Consider the following 20,114-nt stretch of genomic DNA (forward strand, 5'->3'; position numbering starts at 1 on the left):
TATGTCTTTCAATATCGGCCTTAGCGGTCTCTATGCAGCCAACAAACAACTGGACGTCACCGGTAACAACATCGCCAACGTCGCGACCACCGGTTTCAAATCGTCCCGTGCAGAATTCGAAGACGTGTACTCGGCCACGCGCCTGGGTACCGGCAGCAAGACCGTCGGCAACGGCGTGCGTCTGGCCAACGTTTCCCAGCAGTTCGGCCAGGGTGACGTGAACAACACCGGCAACGTGTTGGACATGGGTATCCAGGGCAACGGTTTCTTCGTCATGAGCGACAACGGCTCGCTGAGCTACACCCGGGCCGGTGCGTTCAAGACTGACGCCCAGAACTACGTGGTCGACAACAACGGCCGTCGCTTGCAGGGTTTTGGCGTAGACGCCAACGGCAAGATCATCAACGGTGTGCTGACCGACCTGAAAATCGACACCTCGAGCCTGGCGCCGCATGCGACCACCCGTGTCGATCAGACGATGAACCTGAACTCCTCGGACCCACTGCCAACAGTGACCCCGTTCAACGTCAAAGACACCAACAGCTACAACAAAACTATTTCCACCCCTGTGTACGACACGCAGGGTAACCAGCACACGATGGACCAGTACTACGTTAAAAATGCGGCGTCCAACTCCTGGACTGTCTACACCTACATGGACGGCCGTAGCCCAACCAACCCACTGGCTGAGCCGCCGGTGCCGATCCAGGCGGATATCACCTTCAATCCTGATGGCAGCATCAAGACTCTGGTGGGCGGTGCTGGCTGGACGCAAACGGGTACCACCCTGACCATGACTGGCTGGAAGCCGGGCGTGATGGTTAACGCCAACACCAACCCGCCAACCTGGGCCCTGAATGGTTCGGACGCAGCCGCGGCCGGTATCGCGTTCGACATGACCAAAACCACTTCGTACGCTTCGCCAACCGCACGTACTGCGCAGTATCAGGACGGTTACGCGACAGGCCAGATTTCCAGCCTGACCATCGATGAAAGCGGCGTCATGACCGCCAACTTCACCAACCAGCAAACCAAGGCCATCGGCCAGGTCGCCATTGCCAGCTTCGCCAACGAACAAGGCTTGCAGCCAATCGGTGGTTCTGGCTGGAAAGAAACCTTCGCCTCGGGCGTGCCTGGCATCGATGCACCGAAAACCGGTACCTTGGGTTCGGTAGTGTCCAACTCGCTGGAAGAGTCCAACGTCAACCTGACCAATGAACTGGTTGATTTGATCAAGGCGCAGAGCAACTACCAGGCGAACGCCAAGACCATCTCCACCCAGAGCACCATCATGCAGACCATCATTCAGATGACCTGATGCCTGATAGCGCCGCATAAAGAACCCCTCGAAAGAGGGGTTTTTTTATGGTCGGGATTTGTCCTTGGTGCAAACATCCTGGTAATCAGGGCTGGCTTGATCGCGAGCAGCCCGTTCACCACTTTCCTTTGGGTAAAAGAAAACCCCCGACCTATCCAGAGGATTGATCGGGGGTTTCAGGTCAGCGCCTTTCAGCGCCTACTGGCTCGGCTTATTGGCAAGCTTCGCAATCCGGCTCGTCGATGGCGCAGGCCTTTGGCACTGGAGCAGGGCCGGCAGGTGCTGCCAGGACCGAATCTTCACCGTGGTTGCCGCCACTGGAAACAGCGTTCAGCTTGCCGGTGTTGATGGTCGACTTCTCGGTGCTGGTCGCGGCCAGGGCACGGAGGTAGTAAGTGGTTTTCAGGCCACGGTACCAGGCCATGCGGTAGGTTACGTCCAGTTTCTTGCCCGAAGCGCCAGCGATGTACAGGTTCAGCGATTGAGCCTGGTCGATCCACTTCTGGCGACGGCTTGCCGCGTCAACGATCCACTTGGTGTCCACTTCGAAAGCAGTCGCGTAGAGCTCTTTGAGTTCTTGCGGGATGCGCTCGATCTGCTGCACCGAACCGTCGTAGTACTTCAGGTCGTTGATCATGACCGAGTCCCACAGACCGCGAGCCTTGAGGTCGCGAACCAGGTACGGGTTGATCACGGTGAATTCGCCCGACAGGTTCGATTTCACGTAGAGGTTCTGGTAGGTCGGTTCGATCGACTGCGAGACGCCAGTGATGTTGGCGATGGTCGCGGTCGGTGCGATGGCCATGATGTTGGAGTTACGAATGCCTTTCTGTACACGGGCGCGAACCGGTGCCCAGTCCAGGGATTCGTTCAGGTCAACGTCGATGTACTTCTGGCCACGTTGTTCGATCAGGATCTGTTGCGAATCCAGCGGCAGGATGCCTTTGGACCACAGCGAACCCTGGAACGTCTCGTAGGCGCCACGCTCGTCGGCGAGGTCGCAAGAAGCCTGGATCGCGTAGTAGCTGACCGCTTCCATCGACTTGTCGGCGAACTCGACGGCAGCGTCGGAACCGTAAGGAATGTGCTGCAGGTACAGCGCATCCTGGAAGCCCATGATGCCCAGGCCGACCGGACGGTGCTTGAAGTTGGAGTTTTTCGCTTGCGGCACCGAGTAGTAGTTGATGTCGATCACGTTATCGAGCATGCGAACAGCGGTGTTCACGGTGCGTTCCAGCTTGGCGGTGTCCAGCTTGCCGTTGACGATGTGGTTCGGCAGGTTGATCGAGCCCAGGTTGCAAACGGCGATCTCGTCCTTGTTGGTGTTCAAGGTGATCTCGGTGCACAGGTTCGAGCTGTGGACCACGCCCACGTGCTGCTGCGGGCTGCGCAGGTTGCACGGGTCTTTGAAGGTCAGCCATGGGTGGCCGGTTTCAAACAGCATGGACAGCATTTTGCGCCACAGGTCTTTGGCCTGGATGGTCTTGAACAATTTGACCTTGCCTGGGTATTCGGTCAGGGCTTCGTAGTACTCGTAGCGCTCTTCGAAGGCTTTACCGGTCAGGTCGTGCAGGTCCGGTACTTCGGATGGCGAGAACAGAGTCCACTTGCCGTCATCGAAGACGCGCTTCATGAACAGATCAGGGATCCAGTTGGCGGTGTTCATGTCGTGGGTACGACGACGGTCATCGCCGGTGTTCTTGCGCAGCTCGATGAACTCTTCGATGTCCATGTGCCAGGTTTCCAGGTAGGCACACACAGCGCCTTTGCGCTTGCCACCCTGGTTAACGGCAACGGCGGTGTCGTTCACTACTTTGAGGAACGGAACAACGCCTTGGGATTTGCCGTTGGTGCCCTTGATGTACGAACCCAGCGCACGAACCGGCGTCCAGTCGTTGCCCAAGCCGCCGGCGAATTTCGACAACATGGCGTTGTCGTGGATCGCGTGGTAGATGCCCGACAGGTCATCCGGCACGGTGGTCAGGTAGCAGCTCGACAGCTGTGGACGCAGGGTGCCGGCGTTGAACAGGGTTGGCGTCGAGGACATGTAGTCGAAGGACGACAACAGGTTGTAGAACTCGATGGCACGGTCTTCTTTCTGCTTCTCTTCGATCGCCAGGCCCATGGCCACACGCATGAAGAAGATTTGCGGCAGTTCGAAGCGGATACCGTCCTTGTGGATGAAGTAACGGTCGTACAGGGTTTGCAGGCCCAGGTACGTGAACTGCTGATCGCGCTCGTGGTTGATCGCCTTGCCGAGTTTTTCCAGGTCGAAAGTCGCCAGGACCGGGTTCAGCAATTCGAATTCGATACCCTTGGCGATGTACGCAGGCAGCGCCTTGGCGTACAGGTCGACCATCTCGTGGTGGGTCGCGCTTTCGGCAACGTTGAGGAAGCTCAGGCCTTCGGCACGCAGGGTGTCCATCAGCAGGCGAGCGGTCACGAACGAGTAGTTCGGCTCACGTTCAACCAGGGTACGGGCAGTCATCACCAGGGCGGTGTTGACGTCGGTCAGGGCCACGCCGTCGTACAGGTTTTTCAGGGTTTCGCGCTGGATCAGGTCGCCGTCGACTTCTTCCAGGCCTTCGCACGCTTCGGTGACGATGGTGTTCAGACGACCCATGTCCAGAGGTGCAAAGCTGCCATCGGCGCGGGTGATGCGGATCGACGGGTGAGCGTTGACGGCTTCTTCGGCCGGGGCGTGGGCGGCGCGTTGTTTCGAACGGCCGTCACGGTAGATCACGTAGTCGCGGGCTACTTTCTGCTCGCCGGCACGCATCAGGGCCAGTTCAACCTGGTCCTGGATTTCTTCGATGTGGATGGTGCCGCCCGAGGGCATGCGACGCTTGAAGGTCGCGGTGACTTGTTCGGTCAGGCGGGCCACGGTGTCATGGATTCGCGACGAGGCGGCCGCGGTGCCGCCCTCAACTGCGAGAAACGCTTTGGTGATGGCGACGGTGATCTTGTCATCGGTGTAAGGAACGACAGTGCCGTTACGCTTGATCACACGCAGCTGGCCAGGCGCGGTGGCGGACAGATCCGAAGTCGAATCAGCGGCCTGCGGCAAGGTGCCCTGCGGGTTCTCGCGAGTTGTGTCGGTTTGCATGGGGGGGTGTCTCCACATTCTCTATGTTTGTTTGGGCACCATAAAGGTGCCCACCGTTCTGTCCAAAAGCACTACAACCGACGGAGGTCGGGCATAACAACTTCGGGACAGTAGGAAAAAGGCTAATGATGCCGCTTCCTTGCCGAAGTTTTTGGCCGCGAGCCTGGACTCGAAGCCGGATTCCTTTCAGGGGTGCCAGTGATGACTGCAACACCCGTACCGTTTCGGCTGTTCTGGCCTGAAAAAACGGTGCCATCCGCCTGTGCGGTTTGGGCTTGTAATTTCGTGCTTGGTTCAACCATAAACAGGCAATAAAGCGCTTGAGTTTCTGGTCTGAAATGTGGTTGGGCTTTTAAGCTAAAACCCTACATGTAGGGTTTTTTTGGCGCCGAGGTACAAGATAATGCGTTTTGGAGGGTGTTGCAACGTACTACCTGTGGATAAACCTGTGCGTAAATTGTGTGTGAAAGGTGGAACGGGCGTGTAGGCCGCGACCTAGCTGGAGCGAGCCGTTTTTCATCGATTTTCAACGATTGAAAACAGCCGTTTGGATTTTTAAGGGCGCGAACCCTATCACAAAAAACCGGGTTGTCCGAACGCATTTGCCGGCTTGTGTTCTCGGCGGGCGGCGTTTATACAATCGCCCCATGGTTATGCATTCTTATCCTCCCCAATCATTACAAAAAGACGGGCGGATCCTTCCTTATAAGTGTTGTTGGCAAGCAGAGGTCACCGTGGAGCAAGAAGCCTGGCAGGTATTGATTGTGGAGGACGACCAGCGTCTGGCCGAACTGACCCGCGACTACCTGGAGGCCAATGGCCTGCGCGTTTCAATCGAAGGCAACGGTGCGCTGGCGGCGGCACGCATCATCAAAGAGAAACCGGACCTGGTAATTCTCGACCTGATGCTGCCGGGCGAAGACGGCTTGAGCATTTGCCGCAAGGTCCGTGACAAATATGACGGCCCGATCCTCATGCTCACCGCCCGCACCGACGATACCGACCAGATCCTCGGCCTCGACCTCGGTGCCGACGACTACGTGTGCAAACCCGTGCGCCCGCGCCTGTTGCTGGCACGCATTCAGGCCCTGTTGCGCCGTAGCGAAGCCCCCGAGGCCACCCCGGAAAAACAGCGGCGTCTGCAGTTTGGTCCGCTGGTGGTGGACAACGCGTTGCGTGAAGCCTGGCTGCATGACAACGGCATCGAACTGACCAGCGCCGAGTTCGACCTGCTCTGGCTGCTCGTCGCCAACGCCGGGCGCATCCTGTCCCGGGAAGAGATTTTTACCGCGTTGCGCGGCATCGGTTATGACGGCCAGGACCGTTCCATCGATGTGCGTATCTCGCGCATCCGCCCGAAAATAGGCGATGACCCCGAGCATCCGCGACTGATCAAGACCATCCGCAGCAAAGGTTATTTGTTCGTTCCCGAAGCTTGCGTAGACCCGTCGCTGTGAATTCGATCTTCCTGCGCATTTATGGCGGCATGTGCGCGGCGCTGGTGTTGGTCGCGGTGCTCGGCGTGCTGGCGCTGCATCTGCTCAATGAGGTGCGCAGCGAGCAATACCGGGAGCGCTTGGCCCACGGTACGTTTTCGTTGATGGCCGACAACCTCAAGCCGATGAACGACACTGAGCGCCACCGCGCGTTGTTGGTCTGGGAGCGCTTGCTCGGGATTCCACTGGCGTTGACCACGTTCGCCCAGACCGACCTCGACCTCACCCAGCGCACCCGCGTACTGCGCGGTCAGGCGCTGGTGGAGCAGACCGGCCCGCACGCGGCCAAGGTCTATCGGCTGGTCAGCGACAAGGAACAGCTTGTGCTGACGGGGGAGGTGCAGCAGATCAGTGAACAACTGGCCCGTGCCACGATTTATCTGCTGGTCGATGAACTGGTGCGCTACCCGGTGGCGGAGCAGCCCGAACGGTTGGCGCTGCTGAAAGAAGACAAGGGCTTCGGTTTCGACTTGCGCCTGGTCAAGGTCGAGCAGGCGGACATGGACGAAGACCAGAGCCGCCGGGTGTCCGAGGGCGACACGGTGATGGCGCTGGGCAAGGGCGGCGACTCGATCCGGGTGTTTGCCGGCATGGTCGGGACGCCGTGGGTGCTGGAGATCGGCCCGTTGTACCAGATGAATCCCTATCCGCCCGAATGGCTGGTGTTGATCGCGGCCCTGGGTTTGAGCCTGATTGGTTTGATCGTCTACCTCCTGGTGCGGCAACTGGAGCGCCGTTTGCGCGGTCTGGAAGCCGCCGCCACGCGCATCGCCAAGGGCAGCCTGGAAACCCGTGTACCGGCGCGCGGCGCCGACTCGGTGGGGCGACTGGCCGCCGCGTTCAACGGCATGGCCGAGCACTTGCAGCAATTGCTGGCGATCCAGCGTGAGCTGGTGCGCGCGGTGTCCCACGAATTGCGCACACCGGTGGCGCGCCTGCGTTTCGGCCTGGAGATGATCGGCTCGGCCACCACGCCGCAGCAGCTGGAAAAATACCGCGAAGGCATGGACCACGACATCGAGGACCTCGACAAACTGGTCGACGAGATGCTGACCTACGCGCGGCTGGAGCAGGGCTCGCCGGCGCTGAATTTCCAGCGGATCGACCTGGACGCGCTGGTCAATCAAGTGATCGAAGAACTGGCGCCGTTACGCGCCGACGTTACGGTGCAGCGCGGGTTATGCCTGTCGGCGGCAGATTGCGATGACGCCTGGGTCGAGGCTGAACCGCGTTACTTGCATCGGGCCATCCAGAACCTGGTCAGCAACGCCATGCGCCACGCCTCGTCGCGGGTGACCGTGAGTTATCAGGTGGGGCAGCAACGCTGCCGGGTGGACGTCGAGGATGACGGACCGGGTGTGCCGGAGTTGGCCTGGGAACGGATTTTCACGCCGTTCCTGCGCCTGGACGACAGCCGTACCCGGGCGTCGGGCGGTCATGGGTTGGGGTTGTCCATTGTGCGACGGATCATCCATTGGCATGACGGTCGGGCGTTGATCAGCAAGAGCAAAAGTCTGGGTGGGGCTTGTTTCAGTTTGAGTTGGCCGCGCAATCAGGAGAAGCGTTGAGAGGTGTGGTGAGCGTCAGGCCGCCATCGCGAGCAAGCTCGCTCCCACACTGGATCTGCGTAGTGACATAAATCCCTGTGGGAGCGAGCTTGCGCGCGATGAGGCCAGTACAAGCGCTATAAATCTTCAAGCCTTGATACTGACCAGACTCAACAACTGCCCATCCATCAATCCAAACTGCGCCTCCAGCTCCGTGCCATTGCGCCACTCGCCAGACAAATCCGTCAGCAACCGCAACCGCACCTCACCGGCCTCGGTCCATTCCAGCACCTCGGCATGTTCAAAATAAAAGCGCTGCTGAACAATCGGGTACAGCGCCTTGAACAGACTTTCCTTCACCGAAAACGTCAGCGTCACCAGCAGCGCCAGATCATCGCGACGACCGGCCGTCATGCGTTGCAACTCCGGCGGCGTGAGGATTTCCCCGGCCAGGCGCTCGGCCCGTTCCGGGTTGAGCAGGTTTTCCAGGTCCATCCCCAACCCGCGCCAATCGGTTTTCCTCGCGACAATGGCCGCTGCCCGGCCGGTGCTGTGGGTGATTGAACCGGCGATGTGCGCGGGCCACACCGGAGCCCGGTCTTCGCCGATGGCCGGGATAAAACTCAGGCCTTCCAACTGTTGCAGCGCGGCCCTGGCGCACACCCGTCCGGCGAGAAACTCGGCCTGGCGCTTGGCGACCGAGCGCTGAATGCTTGCCGGCGGCTCGATGGCGCTGCGCCGGAAATCATCGCTGGCCAGTTGCGAACTGTCGAAGTGGGTACTCAGCAACACCGTATCGGGCAGCACCAACGGCAGCGGCCAATGGGCGTCGAGTGGGGTGCAGCAGACGGGAAGGGCGGGGGCGGGATTCATGGCGGGCATTTTGCCGGGTTGCTCACGGGCTGGGTAGTGCAAAGGTCTGGATGGGCGGCGCGGCCATCGCGAGCGAGCTCGCTCCCGCACCGGATCTGCGTAGCGACATAGATCCCTGTGGGAGTGAGCTCGCTCGCGATAGCCGCGCCGCGGTCCACCTGACTAACCAAATATCTTTTTGAAAAACGCCCGCATATCCGCCCACGAACGCTCATCCGCCGCTTTGTTGTACCCGATATCCGGTCCACCATGATCGCCATGGCTCAACCGGTCCGCGTCCGGATTGCTGAACCCGTGCTTGGCGCCCTCCAGGCTGACGAATGTATAGTCGGCGCCTGCCTTGTCCATTTCAGCCTTGAACGCCGCCACGGCATCCGGCGTGACCATACTGTCCAGCGCTCCATGTTCCACCAGGATTTTCGCCTTCACACGGCCAGGGGTTGCTGGCGTATTGGTTGCCAGCGCGCCGTGGAAGCTCACCACTCCCAGCAGCGGGGCACCCTGGCGCGCCGCGTTCAGCACCACACCACCGCCGAAGCAGTAACCTATCGCCGCGACTTTATTCGGGTCGGTTTGCGGTTGTTGCTTCAACAGGTCAAGCCCGGCCTGAAAACGCACGGCGGCCGCCGAGCTGTCTTTCAGCACTGCCTGCATGAACGCCATCGCATCCTTCGGATGCTCGGTGTTCTTGCCGCCGCCATACATGTCGATGGCCAGCGCGCTGTAGCCCAGGCCGGCGAGGTCACGGGCGCGGCGCTTGGCGTAATCATTCAGGCCCCAGAACTCATGCACCACCACCACACCGGGGCGCGGCCCCTTGATGGCGTCGTCGTAGGCGTAATAGCCGATCATTTTTGTGCCGTCGGCACTTTGATAGGGGATTTCCTGAGTCTTGATGGCGGCTTGAGTCAGCCCGCTCAACACCAGCCAACAGAGGGCGAGGAATACGCGCATGGTCGGATCTCCTGCAAGTGAGTCATCAAAACAGCCGGGTCAATCTGGTTCAGCTCAGGTTCAGTCTGCGTTCAGGGGCAGTTCAGGGGCGCGCCAGTAAGGTAGCTCCGTACCCAAAGCACCTGCGCATGAGGACATTCCCTAATGACTGGCTTTAAAAACCTGATTCTGGCTTTCACCGTTCTGAGCGCCAGCACCGCCGCGCTTGCCTCCGATGACATCATAGCCAGCCTTGCTCTTGGGAAGACCAACGAGAAGGTCAAAAGATCCCTCACACTGAACAGCTTCAGCACGGTCAGTACCGTGGGCCATGACAGTCCCTGGAATGCGCATTTGGGCCACCCCACAACCCCGGCCGACTACCGCGCCGGTTACGCCAACGTGTCGGTCTCGCACAATGGCATTAAACTCAATCAGCAAGACCTGATGGGCCGCTATGATCTGTCCTGACCGTTGGATGCGCCGTTGTGCCATTGGAGATGTTGTTTTGCCCGGGAGAGCGTTATGAAACTGCTGGTCGTCGAAGATGAAGCGCTGTTGCGCCATCACCTGCAAACCCGCCTGACGGAGAGCGGCCACGTGGTCGAATCCGTGGCCAATGCCGAAGAGGCGCTGTACCAGACCGGACAGTTCAATTTTGACCTGGCGGTGATCGACCTCGGCCTGCCGGGCATGGGCGGGCTCGACTTGATCCGTCAATTGCGCACGCAGGGCAAGACCTTTCCGATCCTGATCCTCACCGCGCGCGGCAACTGGCAGGACAAGGTCGAGGGCCTCGCCGCCGGCGCCGACGATTATGTGGTCAAGCCGTTCCAGTTCGAAGAACTCGACGCGCGGCTGAATGCCTTACTGCGCCGCTCCAGCGGTTTCACCCAGTCGACCATCGTCGCCGGGCCGTTGTTGCTGGACCTCAATCGCAAGCAAGCGTCCCTCGATGAACAACCGCTGGCGCTGACGGCGTATGAGTACCGGATCCTCGAATACCTCATGCGTCATCACCAGCAAGTGGTGGCCAAGGACCGCTTGATGGAGCAGCTCTACCCCGATGACGACGAGCGCGATCCGAACGTCATTGAAGTCCTGGTCGGCCGTCTGCGCCGCAAACTCGAAGGCCCGGCCGGGTTTAAACCGATCGATACCGTACGCGGCCTCGGTTACCTGTTCAATGAGCGCTGCACTTGATTCGTTCCCTTCGCGTTCGCTTGATGCTCGCCGCCACGCTGTTGGCGGTGTTGTTCATGTTGGCGTTGCTGCCGGCGATGCAGGGCGCGTTCAGCCTGGCCTTGCAGGACTCGATCGAGCAACGCCTGGCCTCGGACGTCACCACGCTGATCTCCGCCGCTCGGGTGGAAAACAACTCCCTGCAAATGCCGGCGCAATTGCCCGATGAGCGCTTCAACCTGACCGACAGCCGTTTGCTCGGCTACATCTTCGACCGCGAAGGTCACCTGGTCTGGCGGTCGAAGGCCACCGGGCAAGAGCTGATCAACTACAAGCCGCGTTACGACGGACGCGGCAACGAGTTCGCGCGGATTCGTGAGGCCAATGGGCAGGAATTCTTCGTTTATGACGTCGAGGTCAAGTTGCTCGGCGGCAAAAGCGCGGCGTTCAGCATCGTCACGCTGCAACCGGTGCGCGAGTACGAAAACACCCTCGAAGGCCTGCGCGAAAACCTATACCTCGGTTTCGGCGCAGCCTTGCTGGTGTTGCTGTCGTTGCTGTGGATCGGCCTGACCTGGGGGTTGCAGGCGTTGCGCCGGCTTAGCCAGGAACTCGACGAAATCGAAAGCGGCACCCTCGAAAGCCTCAGCGAACAACACCCGCGCGAACTGCTGCGCCTGACCGGCTCCCTCAACCGCTTGCTGCACAGCGAGCGTGAGCAGCGCAGTCGTTACCGCGACTCCCTCGACGACCTCGCCCACAGCCTTAAAACCCCGCTGACCGTGTTGCAAGGCGTCAGCGAAGACATGGCCCAGCGCCCGGAAAACCGCGAGCAGGCCTGGGTGTTGCAAACCCAGATCGAGCGCATGAGCCAACAAATCAGCTATCAACTGCAACGCGCGAGCCTGCGCAAAAGCGGTCTGGTGCGCCACCAGGTGCGCCTGCAACCGGTGTTGCAAAGCCTGTGCGACACGCTGGACAAGGTCTACCGCGACAAACGCGTGCGTGTGGCGTTTGATCTGCCGCAACCGTGTTACATACCGATCGAGCAGGGCGCCTTGCTGGAAATGATGGGCAACCTGCTGGAAAACGCTTATCGGCTGTGCCTGGGTGAAGTGCGCATCAGCGTGCGTGAAACCCTGAGCGGGGTGGAGTTGTGTGTCGAGGATGATGGGCCGGGTGTGCCGGCAGATCAGCGCGCGCGGATTCTTCAACGGGGCGAGCGGCTGGATCGCCAGCATCCGGGGCAGGGGATTGGACTTGCGGTGGTGAAGGACATTATCGAGAGCTACAGCGCGAAGCTGACGCTGGGGGATTCGCCGATGGGCGGGGCGGCGTTCCGGATTCATTTTCCGGTGGTTTGACCGCAGGGTGGGTGGTGTTCTTTTGGGCATCTTAGTCGGATAGCTCCCCGGAGCCGACTCGCTCCCGCAAGGGACCTTCGGTGAACCCACTTTTTGTGGGCACTTGAGACCAAGTGTGGGCGTGAGCCCGCTCGCGATGGGGCCAGCCTTGGCGATGAAACAACTGATGTTTTGAACACATCGCCAGACACTCACCAGCGACCGTTTGATTTTTAGATCGCAGCCACCCGTCGCTACTGTCAGATTTGACAGTAGCCGTCCCATGATAAGTTCGTGCCATATAACACCAGCCCTGCTGAAAATCGGACCTGGAGTTTGCAATGAGCAACGAACGCACGATTCAAGTATTTGACTTGTCGCTACCTTTCGCCCCCAAGATGATCGAGCTGTATCCGCCTGATGAAAATGCACACGGCGGTGCCTCCATTGCTCATGTCAGAGCCGGTTTTATGGTCTTTTCACTGGCTTACATCGGGCAGGCGGAAAAAGACGTGCTGACACTTGTTCTGAATGGAGATGATGTGGACCAGACGATCGTCGCCGAGGGAGAGGAGGAAAAGGATATTTCGCTGACCGTTCCTCCTGATTATTTTCAGAAAGGCAACAATGAACTGAACATTCGAGTCCGGCGTACTTCAGGCAATACGGAGTTGACCCAGCCACTCAAACTGCTCTACCGCAGCTCCCCTCCGGGTGACACCCCGCCTGTATTGGCCATTAACGTCAGTCATCAGAGTATCGGTGCCGACGAGGCAGATAGCGTAACGGTTACCGTAACCTACAAAAATATCCAGTGGTATGACCGTATTTTTGTCGATTGCAACGGTGTTCTTGTGCGCTACCAACTGCTGCCAGACAGCGAACCACCTGACTCTGCTCCACCGCAAAACATCGTCATCCCGATCCCCCGGCAGACACTGATAGAGGGGGGAGACGATTCAGATTTTGAGTTCAAGTTCAGGGTTGTCGACTTCCTGAACAACCCTAACGGGCCACCTACCTGGTCGGATATTGTGACTGCCGATGTTCATCTCAATCGGCTAACACTGGCGATGGCAATCCTGCGAGAAATCCCGACCGAGAACAATGACGATCCCAACACTGTGGACCTCGGCAAGTTGAACGGTAATCCGTTATCGGCGTTGATCCACCTTATTGAAACGATCTGGAAAGTGGGCGATTCGATCAAACTGGTTTTTACCGCCGAGTTGAATGGCAACGTCGTTGCGACTCACGAAGAAACTTCGCCAGTCACACACATACCGAGTCAGTTTGTGGGGAGTATTCCAAACAGCAAGATCATCGCCAATAGCACCGTGAAGGTGGTGTATCAGTTGGTCCGGGGCGGTGCGGTCGTCGCTACCTCGACGCCTGCCACGGCGCAGGTGATTGGTGAGCCGGTAGTGGATGAAAGGCCAACCATCACCTCGATAAGAGACTCCGGGGGGAGGGAAATTCTTCCGGGTGAAACGATCACTGATATGAACGTGACCCTGGAAGGCAATGCAAGCAAAGGCCGGTCGGTCCAGATCCTCAATATGAACGCCGCTATAGGGGCGCCCGTTCCAACCAGTCAAACTGACGGCAGCTGGACCGCTCCTGCCACCCTGGCGGTAGGTCCTCAAAGCTTCACGGCCAAAGCGTTATACGGAAGTGAGCCGGAATCTACTCCGTCGCGGGATTTTATTGTTGCTCGCCCCTTGGATATCGACCCCTCGGTAATGCTGCTGAACGGTTTGGCGCTCTATGTGAGTGGGTGGAGTGAAACGGGTGACCCCATCAACAATAACAACGCAACGCGCCGGCCGACGACGGGGCAACTGCCGATAACTTATAAGTCGGGCAATCCGGATATTGCGTTTGTCTCCCAGGAAGGAAACGTTACAGGGCGAATGAATGGGAGTACCTATATTGAAGTTGAAGACGCTAACGGCAGCACCGGCAGGTACCCGGTAACAGTCTCTAATGTCTATCAAGTGGTATTCAGCGCCACAATGCTGACGCCCCGGCAGGCAGAGGCTTGGGCTCGAGAGCAAGGTCAGACAGGGGATGCAATTTGGCTAAACACGTTTATTTCCCCTATGAGTATCCGGTACGACAAATATAAGGTGGATAACCTTCCTGACTATCCACCGATGATTCAAGCGGGAAGTGACGGGTATGTTAGAAGAGGATGGATGTCGACAATTCGGGTCGATAATTTGAACCGGAGCTGGATTACTTGTATTACAGAATGGTTCCGCCCGGACGGGTCAACACAGCGATCTATTCCCATCATAAGTACACTGCCCGTCAACGCACCTGCAAACGGGGTGCCGTATGTTACCAGCGCCAAAGCATTTGCGATTATTCCGTTGAACTATTGATAGAGAAAGACTCGAGGGAAAAAGGGACGAATTTATGTGTTCGTCCCTGCCTTCCTGCGGGTATCTGATCAAGCCATAAACAGAGGTGTTTAAAAGGCATCTCCAGATACTCACTCAGGCTACACATCCTTGCGGCGCTGCCTACGACTACGCCAGAATCCGCCGGCTCGTGCGCCTGGGGCGTGGGTTCTATCGTTTGGGGTTCAACCAACCACGCAGCTTCACTGCGTTCAAGAGGTGGTGGGGACACCGCGCAACACGGTACTGGGGATTGCAGGTTGTGAGGCTGGGGAGCCGGCGGTGAACCGGATGCTGGACAGGCTTGATCCGCCGTAGGCGTTCAGTCTGGCAGACCGCGTTATCGTTCATCGCGAGCAGGCTCACTCCTACATTTGATCTCGGTTGCACACAAATAGTGTGTTCACTGAAGATCCCTGTAGGAGTGAGCCTGCTCGCGAAGGGGCCCGTAGATTCAATACAAAAAATCAATTCTCCTGCGCGCGATAAGCCCCTGGCGTCAACCCGGTCCACTTCTTGAACGCCCGATGAAACGCCGAAGGCTCGGAAAACCCCAACTGTTCAGCAATCTGCTGCAACGACAAATCCGCGCGCCCCAAATGATAAATCGCAATATCGCGCCTCAGTTGATCCTTCAATTCCTGAAAACTCGTGCCTTCCTCGCGCAAATGCCGACGCAAGGTCTGCGGGCTGATGTGCATGTGCGCGGCCACCGCTTCCAGGTCCGGCCAGCGAGCGCTGTCGCGGCTCAGCAAACGGCGCAATTGGCTGCTCAGGCTGTCGCCGTCATCCGGGCGCGACAGCAGGTCGGCGGGGGAGTGTTCGAGGAAATGCTTGAGGGTGCGTTCGTCCTGCAACAGCGGCATGTTCAGGTAACGACTGTGAAACAGCAGGCTGCTCTGCGCGGAGGAAAACACCATCGGGCAGGGGAACAGTAAATCGTATTCGGCGCCGTGTTCGGGCCTTGGGTAACTGAACGTCACTTGTTCCAAACGCATGCGCTGGCCGATCAGCCAGCTGCCGAGGCGGTGCCACACCATCAACTGGCTTTCGGTGAGGAAATGATCCGGGTCCTGGAACTTCGAATCGTCGAGGCTCAGGCGGATCATTTCGCCTTCGTGGGCCAGGGTCAGGCGCGGACCGTCGGGGAATAAGCTATAAAACAATAAGCCGCGATGCAGTGCCTTTTCCAGATTGCGGCAGTGGATCACGGCGTGGCACATCATGGCGAAGCTCCCGGTTTTACTCGGGACCGGCCCGAATCCGAGGTATTCGTCGTCCAGTGCCAGCCACAGACCCTGGATCAAACGGGTGAACTGCTCCGGTGCGATACGCGCCCGCGGTTCGTCCAGCAGCTCGGGACTGATGCCCAGTTGCTGCAACAGGTCTGAATAGTCATAACCCAGCCGGCGCGCGCCACCGAGGACGGCACGGGCGAAATGACTGGCGATGGTGCGTTCGCGCATAGGAGGCAGGTCCGTCCATTGAACGACGGATGGTAGCCGCGCTGACCGCCGACGAACAAGGCGGATATCCGCCAAATTGCCGGACGAGGTTGGATAGATGGGCGGAAATCCGCCACATCTGTGTCACCGCTCGGTGACGAAGAAAAACCTGCAGCCCTTGATGTCAAAAGGCTTGCCGGGATTTCGGCGAAGGTGGCACGGGCCTTGCGATACAACGAGCAGATGCCTGCCGTCGCGCAGCTCGAAAAACAAATCCCTCCAGAAGCAGGAGGGTTCGCAATTCAGGTGTCAGGGACAACAGGTGGATGTTGTCACCGGGCACTCTTGAGGAACTTTGCAATGACGACTCGTCAGCCACTGTATAAATCCCTGTATTTCCAGGTGATCGTTGCCATCATCATCGGTATTTTGATCGGTCACTTCTATCCGCAGGCCGGTGTGGCCCTCAAGCCGCTGGGTGACGGGTTCATCAAACTGATCAAAATGATCATCGCCCCGATCATCTTCTGCACCGTGGTCAGCGGTATCGCCGGCATGCAGGACATGAAATCGGTCGGCAAGACCGGCGGTTACGCGCTGCTGTATTTTGAAATCGTGTCGACCATCGCTTTGCTGGTCGGTCTGGTGGTGGTCAACATCGTCCAGCCGGGCAACGGCATGCACATCGACGTGACCACGCTGGATGCCTCCAAAGTGGCGCAGTACGTGGCCGCCGGCGCTGATCAAAGCGTGGTTGGCTTCCTGCTGAACGTGATCCCGAACACCATCTTCGGCGCGTTCGCCACCGGCGATATCCTGCAGGTGCTGATGTTCTCGGTGATCTTCGGTTTCGCCCTGCATCGCCTGGGCTCCTACGGCCGACCGCTGCTCGATTTCATCGATCGCTTCGCCCACGTGATGTTCAACATCATCAACATGATCATGAAGCTCGCGCCACTGGGTGCCTTCGGCGCCATGGCGTTCACCATCGGCGCCTACGGTGTCGGCTCGCTGGTGCAGCTGGGTCAGTTGATGGCGTGCTTCTACATCACGTGCCTCGTGTTCGTACTGGTTGTGCTGGGCGGTATCGCTCGCGCTCATGGCTTCAGCATTCTCAAAGTCATTCGCTACATCCGTGAAGAACTGCTGATCGTGTTGGGTACTTCTTCTTCGGAATCGGTACTGCCACGCATGCTGATCAAGATGGAACGTCTGGGCGCGCAGAAATCCGTCGTGGGTCTGGTGATCCCGACGGGTTACTCGTTCAACCTCGACGGCACCGCGATCTACCTGACCATGGCGGCCGTGTTCATCGCTCAGGCGACCGACACCCACATGGACATCACTCACCAGATCACTCTGTTGGTGGTGTTGCTGCTGTCCTCCAAAGGCGCTGCTGGCGTGACCGGTAGTGGTTTCATCGTGTTGGCCGCTACCTTGTCCGCCGTCGGCCACTTGCCGGTTGCCGGCCTGGCGCTGATTCTCGGTATCGACCGCTTCATGTCCGAAGCCCGCGCCCTGACCAACCTGGTGGGTAACGCCGTTGCCACCCTGGTCGTGGCCAAGTGGGTCAAGGAGCTGGACGTTGACGTGATGCACGCAGAACTGGCTTCTGGCGGTCGCGGCATTTCCGACGAGCGCGTAGAAGACGACCTGGGCGTGGCCGAAGGCCCAACCCCAAGCAACGTCAAGTAACACGCGTTGCAATGAAAAACCCGCTTCGGCGGGTTTTTTCTTGCCCGTGATTTGAGCGTAACGGTCACCTTTGCTGACACTTCGGGTGATTGCTGCAATCCGATCGGCTGCCTAGGCTGGAGGTATCGTTCACGGAGATCGCTCATGCTCGGGCCATTGGCATCACTCAAGGTTCTGGATTTTTCGACACTGTTGCCGGGGCCGTTTGCCTCGTTGTTGCTGGCGGACATGGGCGCCGAGGTGTTGCGCATCGAATCACCGACGCGCATGGATCTGCTGCGGGTGTTGCCGCCGCATGATCAGGGCGTGTCCGCGAGTCACGCCTACCTCAATCGCAACAAGCGCAGCCTGGCGCTGGACCTCAAGCACCCCGAAGCACTGGAGGTGATCAAGCAGTTGCTGACCGACTATGACATCGTGCTGGAGCAGTTCCGTCCCGGTGTGATGGAGCGCCTGGGCCTGGGTTATGAAGCCTTGAAGGCGATCAATCCCAAGCTGATCTACGTATCGATTACCGGTTATGGCCAGACCGGCCCCTACAAAGACCGCGCCGGCCACGACATCAACTACCTGGCGCTGGCGGGACTGGCCAGCTACACCGGTCGCGCCGACAGCGGGCCGCTGCCGTTGGGCATGCAAGTGGCGGATGTCGCCGGGGGCTCGCTGCACGGGGTCATCGGCCTGCTCGCGGCGGTCATCGCCCGGCAGCAGACCGGGCAGGGCCAGCACCTGGACGTGAGCATGACCGATTGTGCGTTCAGCCTGAACGCCATGGCCGGCGCCGGGTACCTGGCCTGTGGCGTGGAGCCGCGCCGGGAAAACCAGATGCTCAATGGCGGCAGCTTCTATGACTATTACCGTTCACGGGATGGACGCTGGTTTTCAGTGGGCAGCCTGGAGCCCGCGTTTATGAAGCAACTGTGTACGGCGCTGGGGCTGGAGGAGTTGTCATCCCTGGGGTTGTCGCCAAAGCCTGCGGACCAGAAAAAGCTCAAGGACGCGTTGAAGACTGAATTCGAGAAACATGATTTCGGCGAGTTGTGCGGCTTGTTTGCTGAGCTGGATGCGTGTGTCGAGCCGGTGTTGAATCTGGGCGAGGCGATTGCGCATCCGCAGCTGAAGGCGCGGGGTTTGGTGACCGAGGTTCCGCGAGGGGATGGTTCTACGCAGGCGCAGATGGCATGTCCGTTGAAGTTTTCGGACGGTTTGCCTGAGCCACGGTATATCGGCGCGGCGCTGGGGCAGCATACGGATCAGGTGTTGGGGGAGTTGGGGTTTAGTGCGCAGCGGATCGAAGAATTGCGGCGTGCCAAGGTGGTTATCTAGCGGCTGACAGGGCCCCATTGATCGTTCCACGCGGAGCGTGGGAACGATCGTGCGGTTACTCGACCCGCATCTCCCCACTGAACACCAACGTGCTCCGGCACCGCCGGCACAAATACCGCCGGCCCTGTCGCACCAGACCATGGCGCTGCGCTGAAAACGGGAAATCGCTGTCTGCACACGGGCATTTGTAGATATAGCGCGTCACGCTGCGGCGTTTGACGTCGTAGGTGTGGCAGCGATTGGGCGGCAGTTCGTACACGCCGCGCATGATCAGCTGCCACTCTTCACCGTGCGGCTGGATGCGGTCGCCAAACAGTTGATGAGCGATCAGGTGCGCGACCTCGTGGGCCACGGTTTGCTTGAGGAAGTCTTCGGTGTTTTCCCGGTACAGCTGCGGATTGAAGCGCAGCAGGTTCTCGTGCAAATGCGCGACACCGGCTTTTTGACCGCGCAGCTTGAGGCTCACCACGGGGCGTTTGAACGTTCGTTTGAAAAAGGATTCGGCCAGTTGGTAACAGTCTTCGACGCGGGTATTGAGTTGCTCGGGCATGCTTGATGGATCTCCAGAGACGTCGAGTATGCCGCAACCCTGGAGTCTTGCGAATCGCCGAGGCGCCGAATGGTCGTCGCCCCCGGCATTAGAAGGCCGCCTTGCGGCGGCCTGTATTGGCAGATCTTGTTTTTGGGTGGAAAGAACCATTAGTTCGTATAGACCGGCCCCACGCCGAGTCCCCAGACAATGACTGTGAACGCCATGATGGCAACCAACACCACCAGGCCTACCGCAAGCACCGAACTTGAAAACAGGAACCCCTCGTCTGATGGAATGTTCATGAAAGTGGGTAGCCCCACGTACAGCAGGTACACCGTGTAGCAGATGGCCGCCGTCCCGACGATCATCCCCAGCCACATGTGTGGGTACAGCGCCGCCAGACCGCCGATGAACAGCGGGGTTGCGGTGTAGGTCGCAAACGCAACGCAACGGGCCAGGCTCGGGTTGGCGTCATAGGTGCGAGCCATCCAGTGGATGAACGCCCCCATGACTGCAACACCGCCGAGCATCGCCACGTAAGACATGATCGTCATCCATAGCGCGCTTTCCTGCGTCAGCATCACGGGTGCGCGGCTGCCGATTACCCAGCCGACCTGCGTGGTGCCGATAAACGCGGACACGGCGGGGATCGCCGCCAGAATCAGCGTGTGAGTCAGGTACATGTGGCTGATGCTTTCCTCTTGGTCGCCACGGATTTCTTTCCATTCCTGGTCGGGGTGGGTGAAAAGCCCCACTACGTGATGGATCATGCCAGTCACTCCTCTTGTTTTTACCGTCGCCCCCCAGTGGAGCGCCTACAGGCCAAAGTGGCCACGTAAGTAAAGGTCTGGATTTGAATGCGACCTTATGTCGCAGTATAGAAAGGACTTACCCGTACAGGTGATAGGGGCTT

Annotated in this window: 15 protein-coding genes; 9 read left to right on the forward strand and 6 right to left on the reverse strand. The window is 59.0% G+C overall.

Features of this window, described 5'->3' with window-relative positions; translation table 11 throughout:
• Position 1 precedes the first annotated feature (1 nt).
• Positions 2-1,318 (forward strand): flagellar hook protein FlgE, encoded by a 1,317-nt coding sequence (gene flgE, locus AB4N43_RS24335; protein ID WP_027923956.1) that lies wholly within the window; start codon positions 2-4, stop codon positions 1,316-1,318.
• Between the two features lie 211 nt (positions 1,319-1,529).
• Here the strand turns inward: flgE and AB4N43_RS24340 are convergent, their stop codons facing one another.
• Entirely contained in the window at positions 1,530-4,424 is a 2,895-nt protein-coding gene (locus AB4N43_RS24340; protein ID WP_027923957.1) for a ribonucleoside-diphosphate reductase subunit alpha, read from the reverse strand.
• A 734-nt stretch (positions 4,425-5,158) separates the two neighbouring features.
• Here AB4N43_RS24340 and AB4N43_RS24345 point away from each other — a divergent pair.
• Both AB4N43_RS24345 and AB4N43_RS24350 read left to right on the forward strand, forming a co-directional pair.
• The gene (locus AB4N43_RS24345) at positions 5,159-5,881 is read left to right on the forward strand and encodes a response regulator (RefSeq protein WP_027923958.1); all 723 of its coding nucleotides are present in this window, start codon (positions 5,159-5,161) and stop codon (positions 5,879-5,881) included.
• Positions 5,878-7,488: an ATP-binding protein gene (locus tag AB4N43_RS24350; protein ID WP_059182311.1), complete on the forward strand. Its 1,611-nt coding sequence runs from the start codon at positions 5,878-5,880 to the stop codon at positions 7,486-7,488. Before AB4N43_RS24345 ends, AB4N43_RS24350 begins: the two co-directional genes overlap by 4 nt.
• A gap of 126 nt (positions 7,489-7,614) precedes the next feature.
• Here AB4N43_RS24350 and AB4N43_RS24355 read toward each other — a convergent pair whose 3' ends face one another.
• Together AB4N43_RS24355 and AB4N43_RS24360 are read right to left on the reverse strand one after the other, a co-directional pair.
• The gene (locus tag AB4N43_RS24355) at positions 7,615-8,340 is read right to left on the reverse strand and encodes a 4'-phosphopantetheinyl transferase family protein (RefSeq protein ID WP_460152037.1); all 726 of its coding nucleotides are present in this window, start codon (positions 8,338-8,340) and stop codon (positions 7,615-7,617) included.
• 162 nt (positions 8,341-8,502) lie between these two features.
• On the reverse strand, positions 8,503-9,294 hold the full coding sequence (locus tag AB4N43_RS24360) for a dienelactone hydrolase family protein (RefSeq protein ID WP_460152039.1): 792 nt from the start codon (positions 9,292-9,294) through the stop codon (positions 8,503-8,505).
• 144 nt (positions 9,295-9,438) lie between these two features.
• Between AB4N43_RS24360 and AB4N43_RS24365 the strand changes: the two genes are divergently transcribed.
• The 4 genes from AB4N43_RS24365 (at position 9,439) to AB4N43_RS24380 (ending at position 14,185) form a co-directional block, all read left to right on the forward strand.
• Complete coding sequence (locus AB4N43_RS24365) at positions 9,439-9,744, forward strand: hypothetical protein (protein ID WP_059182313.1); 306 nt, start codon at positions 9,439-9,441, stop codon at positions 9,742-9,744.
• A gap of 54 nt (positions 9,745-9,798) precedes the next feature.
• A complete protein-coding gene (locus AB4N43_RS24370) occupies positions 9,799-10,476 on the forward strand; it encodes a response regulator transcription factor (RefSeq protein ID WP_027923963.1) in 678 nt (225 codons plus the stop codon).
• Complete coding sequence (locus AB4N43_RS24375; RefSeq protein ID WP_059182314.1) at positions 10,473-11,819, forward strand: ATP-binding protein; 1,347 nt, start codon at positions 10,473-10,475, stop codon at positions 11,817-11,819. The genes AB4N43_RS24370 and AB4N43_RS24375 overlap by 4 nt, the downstream gene beginning before the upstream one ends.
• 320 nt (positions 11,820-12,139) lie before the next feature.
• Positions 12,140-14,185: a hypothetical protein gene (locus AB4N43_RS24380; RefSeq protein WP_460152041.1), complete on the forward strand. Its 2,046-nt coding sequence runs from the start codon at positions 12,140-12,142 to the stop codon at positions 14,183-14,185.
• A gap of 485 nt (positions 14,186-14,670) precedes the next feature.
• On the opposite strand, the gene AB4N43_RS24385 is transcribed toward AB4N43_RS24380, so the two are convergent.
• Positions 14,671-15,669 carry an AraC family transcriptional regulator gene (locus AB4N43_RS24385; protein ID WP_027923966.1) on the reverse strand — a complete coding sequence of 333 codons (999 nt, stop codon included), beginning with the start codon at positions 15,667-15,669 and terminating at the stop codon, positions 14,671-14,673.
• Positions 15,670-16,008: 339 nt separating this feature from the next.
• Here AB4N43_RS24385 and AB4N43_RS24390 point away from each other — a divergent pair, with 339 nt between their 5' ends.
• Both AB4N43_RS24390 and AB4N43_RS24395 read left to right on the forward strand, forming a co-directional pair.
• A complete protein-coding gene (locus tag AB4N43_RS24390; protein WP_027923967.1) occupies positions 16,009-17,343 on the forward strand; it encodes a dicarboxylate/amino acid:cation symporter in 1,335 nt (444 codons plus the stop codon).
• A gap of 144 nt (positions 17,344-17,487) precedes the next feature.
• Positions 17,488-18,669: a CaiB/BaiF CoA transferase family protein gene (locus tag AB4N43_RS24395; RefSeq protein ID WP_194940669.1), complete on the forward strand. Its 1,182-nt coding sequence runs from the start codon at positions 17,488-17,490 to the stop codon at positions 18,667-18,669.
• A gap of 55 nt (positions 18,670-18,724) precedes the next feature.
• Here the strand turns inward: AB4N43_RS24395 and AB4N43_RS24400 are convergent, their stop codons facing one another.
• The gene (locus AB4N43_RS24400) at positions 18,725-19,219 is read right to left on the reverse strand and encodes a SprT family zinc-dependent metalloprotease (protein ID WP_027923969.1); all 495 of its coding nucleotides are present in this window, start codon (positions 19,217-19,219) and stop codon (positions 18,725-18,727) included.
• Positions 19,220-19,368: 149 nt separating this feature from the next.
• Positions 19,369-19,971 carry a Yip1 family protein gene (locus AB4N43_RS24405; protein ID WP_008029348.1) on the reverse strand — a complete coding sequence of 201 codons (603 nt, stop codon included), beginning with the start codon at positions 19,969-19,971 and terminating at the stop codon, positions 19,369-19,371.
• Positions 19,972-20,114: the final 143 nt, after the last annotated feature.

This window comes from Pseudomonas sp. S2_B07, assembly GCF_054668435.1.

What these genes read in the sequence shown, in the direction of transcription:
- AB4N43_RS24395 (WP_194940669.1), top strand. Translation starts at nt 17,488, where the DNA reads ATGCTCGGGCCATTGGCATCACTCAAGGTTCTGGATTTTTCGACACTG.
- flgE (WP_027923956.1), top strand. Translation starts at nt 2, where the DNA reads ATGTCTTTCAATATCGGCCTTAGCGGTCTCTATGCAGCCAACAAACAA.
- AB4N43_RS24390 (WP_027923967.1), top strand. Translation starts at nt 16,009, where the DNA reads ATGACGACTCGTCAGCCACTGTATAAATCCCTGTATTTCCAGGTGATC.
- AB4N43_RS24370 (WP_027923963.1), top strand. Translation starts at nt 9,799, where the DNA reads ATGAAACTGCTGGTCGTCGAAGATGAAGCGCTGTTGCGCCATCACCTG.
- AB4N43_RS24365 (WP_059182313.1), top strand. Translation starts at nt 9,439, where the DNA reads ATGACTGGCTTTAAAAACCTGATTCTGGCTTTCACCGTTCTGAGCGCC.
- AB4N43_RS24405 (WP_008029348.1), bottom strand. Translation starts at nt 19,971, where the DNA reads ATGATCCATCACGTAGTGGGGCTTTTCACCCACCCCGACCAGGAATGG.
- AB4N43_RS24400 (WP_027923969.1), bottom strand. Translation starts at nt 19,219, where the DNA reads ATGCCCGAGCAACTCAATACCCGCGTCGAAGACTGTTACCAACTGGCC.
- AB4N43_RS24340 (WP_027923957.1), bottom strand. Translation starts at nt 4,424, where the DNA reads ATGCAAACCGACACAACTCGCGAGAACCCGCAGGGCACCTTGCCGCAG.
- AB4N43_RS24355 (WP_460152037.1), bottom strand. Translation starts at nt 8,340, where the DNA reads ATGAATCCCGCCCCCGCCCTTCCCGTCTGCTGCACCCCACTCGACGCC.
- AB4N43_RS24360 (WP_460152039.1), bottom strand. Translation starts at nt 9,294, where the DNA reads ATGCGCGTATTCCTCGCCCTCTGTTGGCTGGTGTTGAGCGGGCTGACT.
- AB4N43_RS24380 (WP_460152041.1), top strand. Translation starts at nt 12,140, where the DNA reads ATGAGCAACGAACGCACGATTCAAGTATTTGACTTGTCGCTACCTTTC.
- AB4N43_RS24385 (WP_027923966.1), bottom strand. Translation starts at nt 15,669, where the DNA reads ATGCGCGAACGCACCATCGCCAGTCATTTCGCCCGTGCCGTCCTCGGT.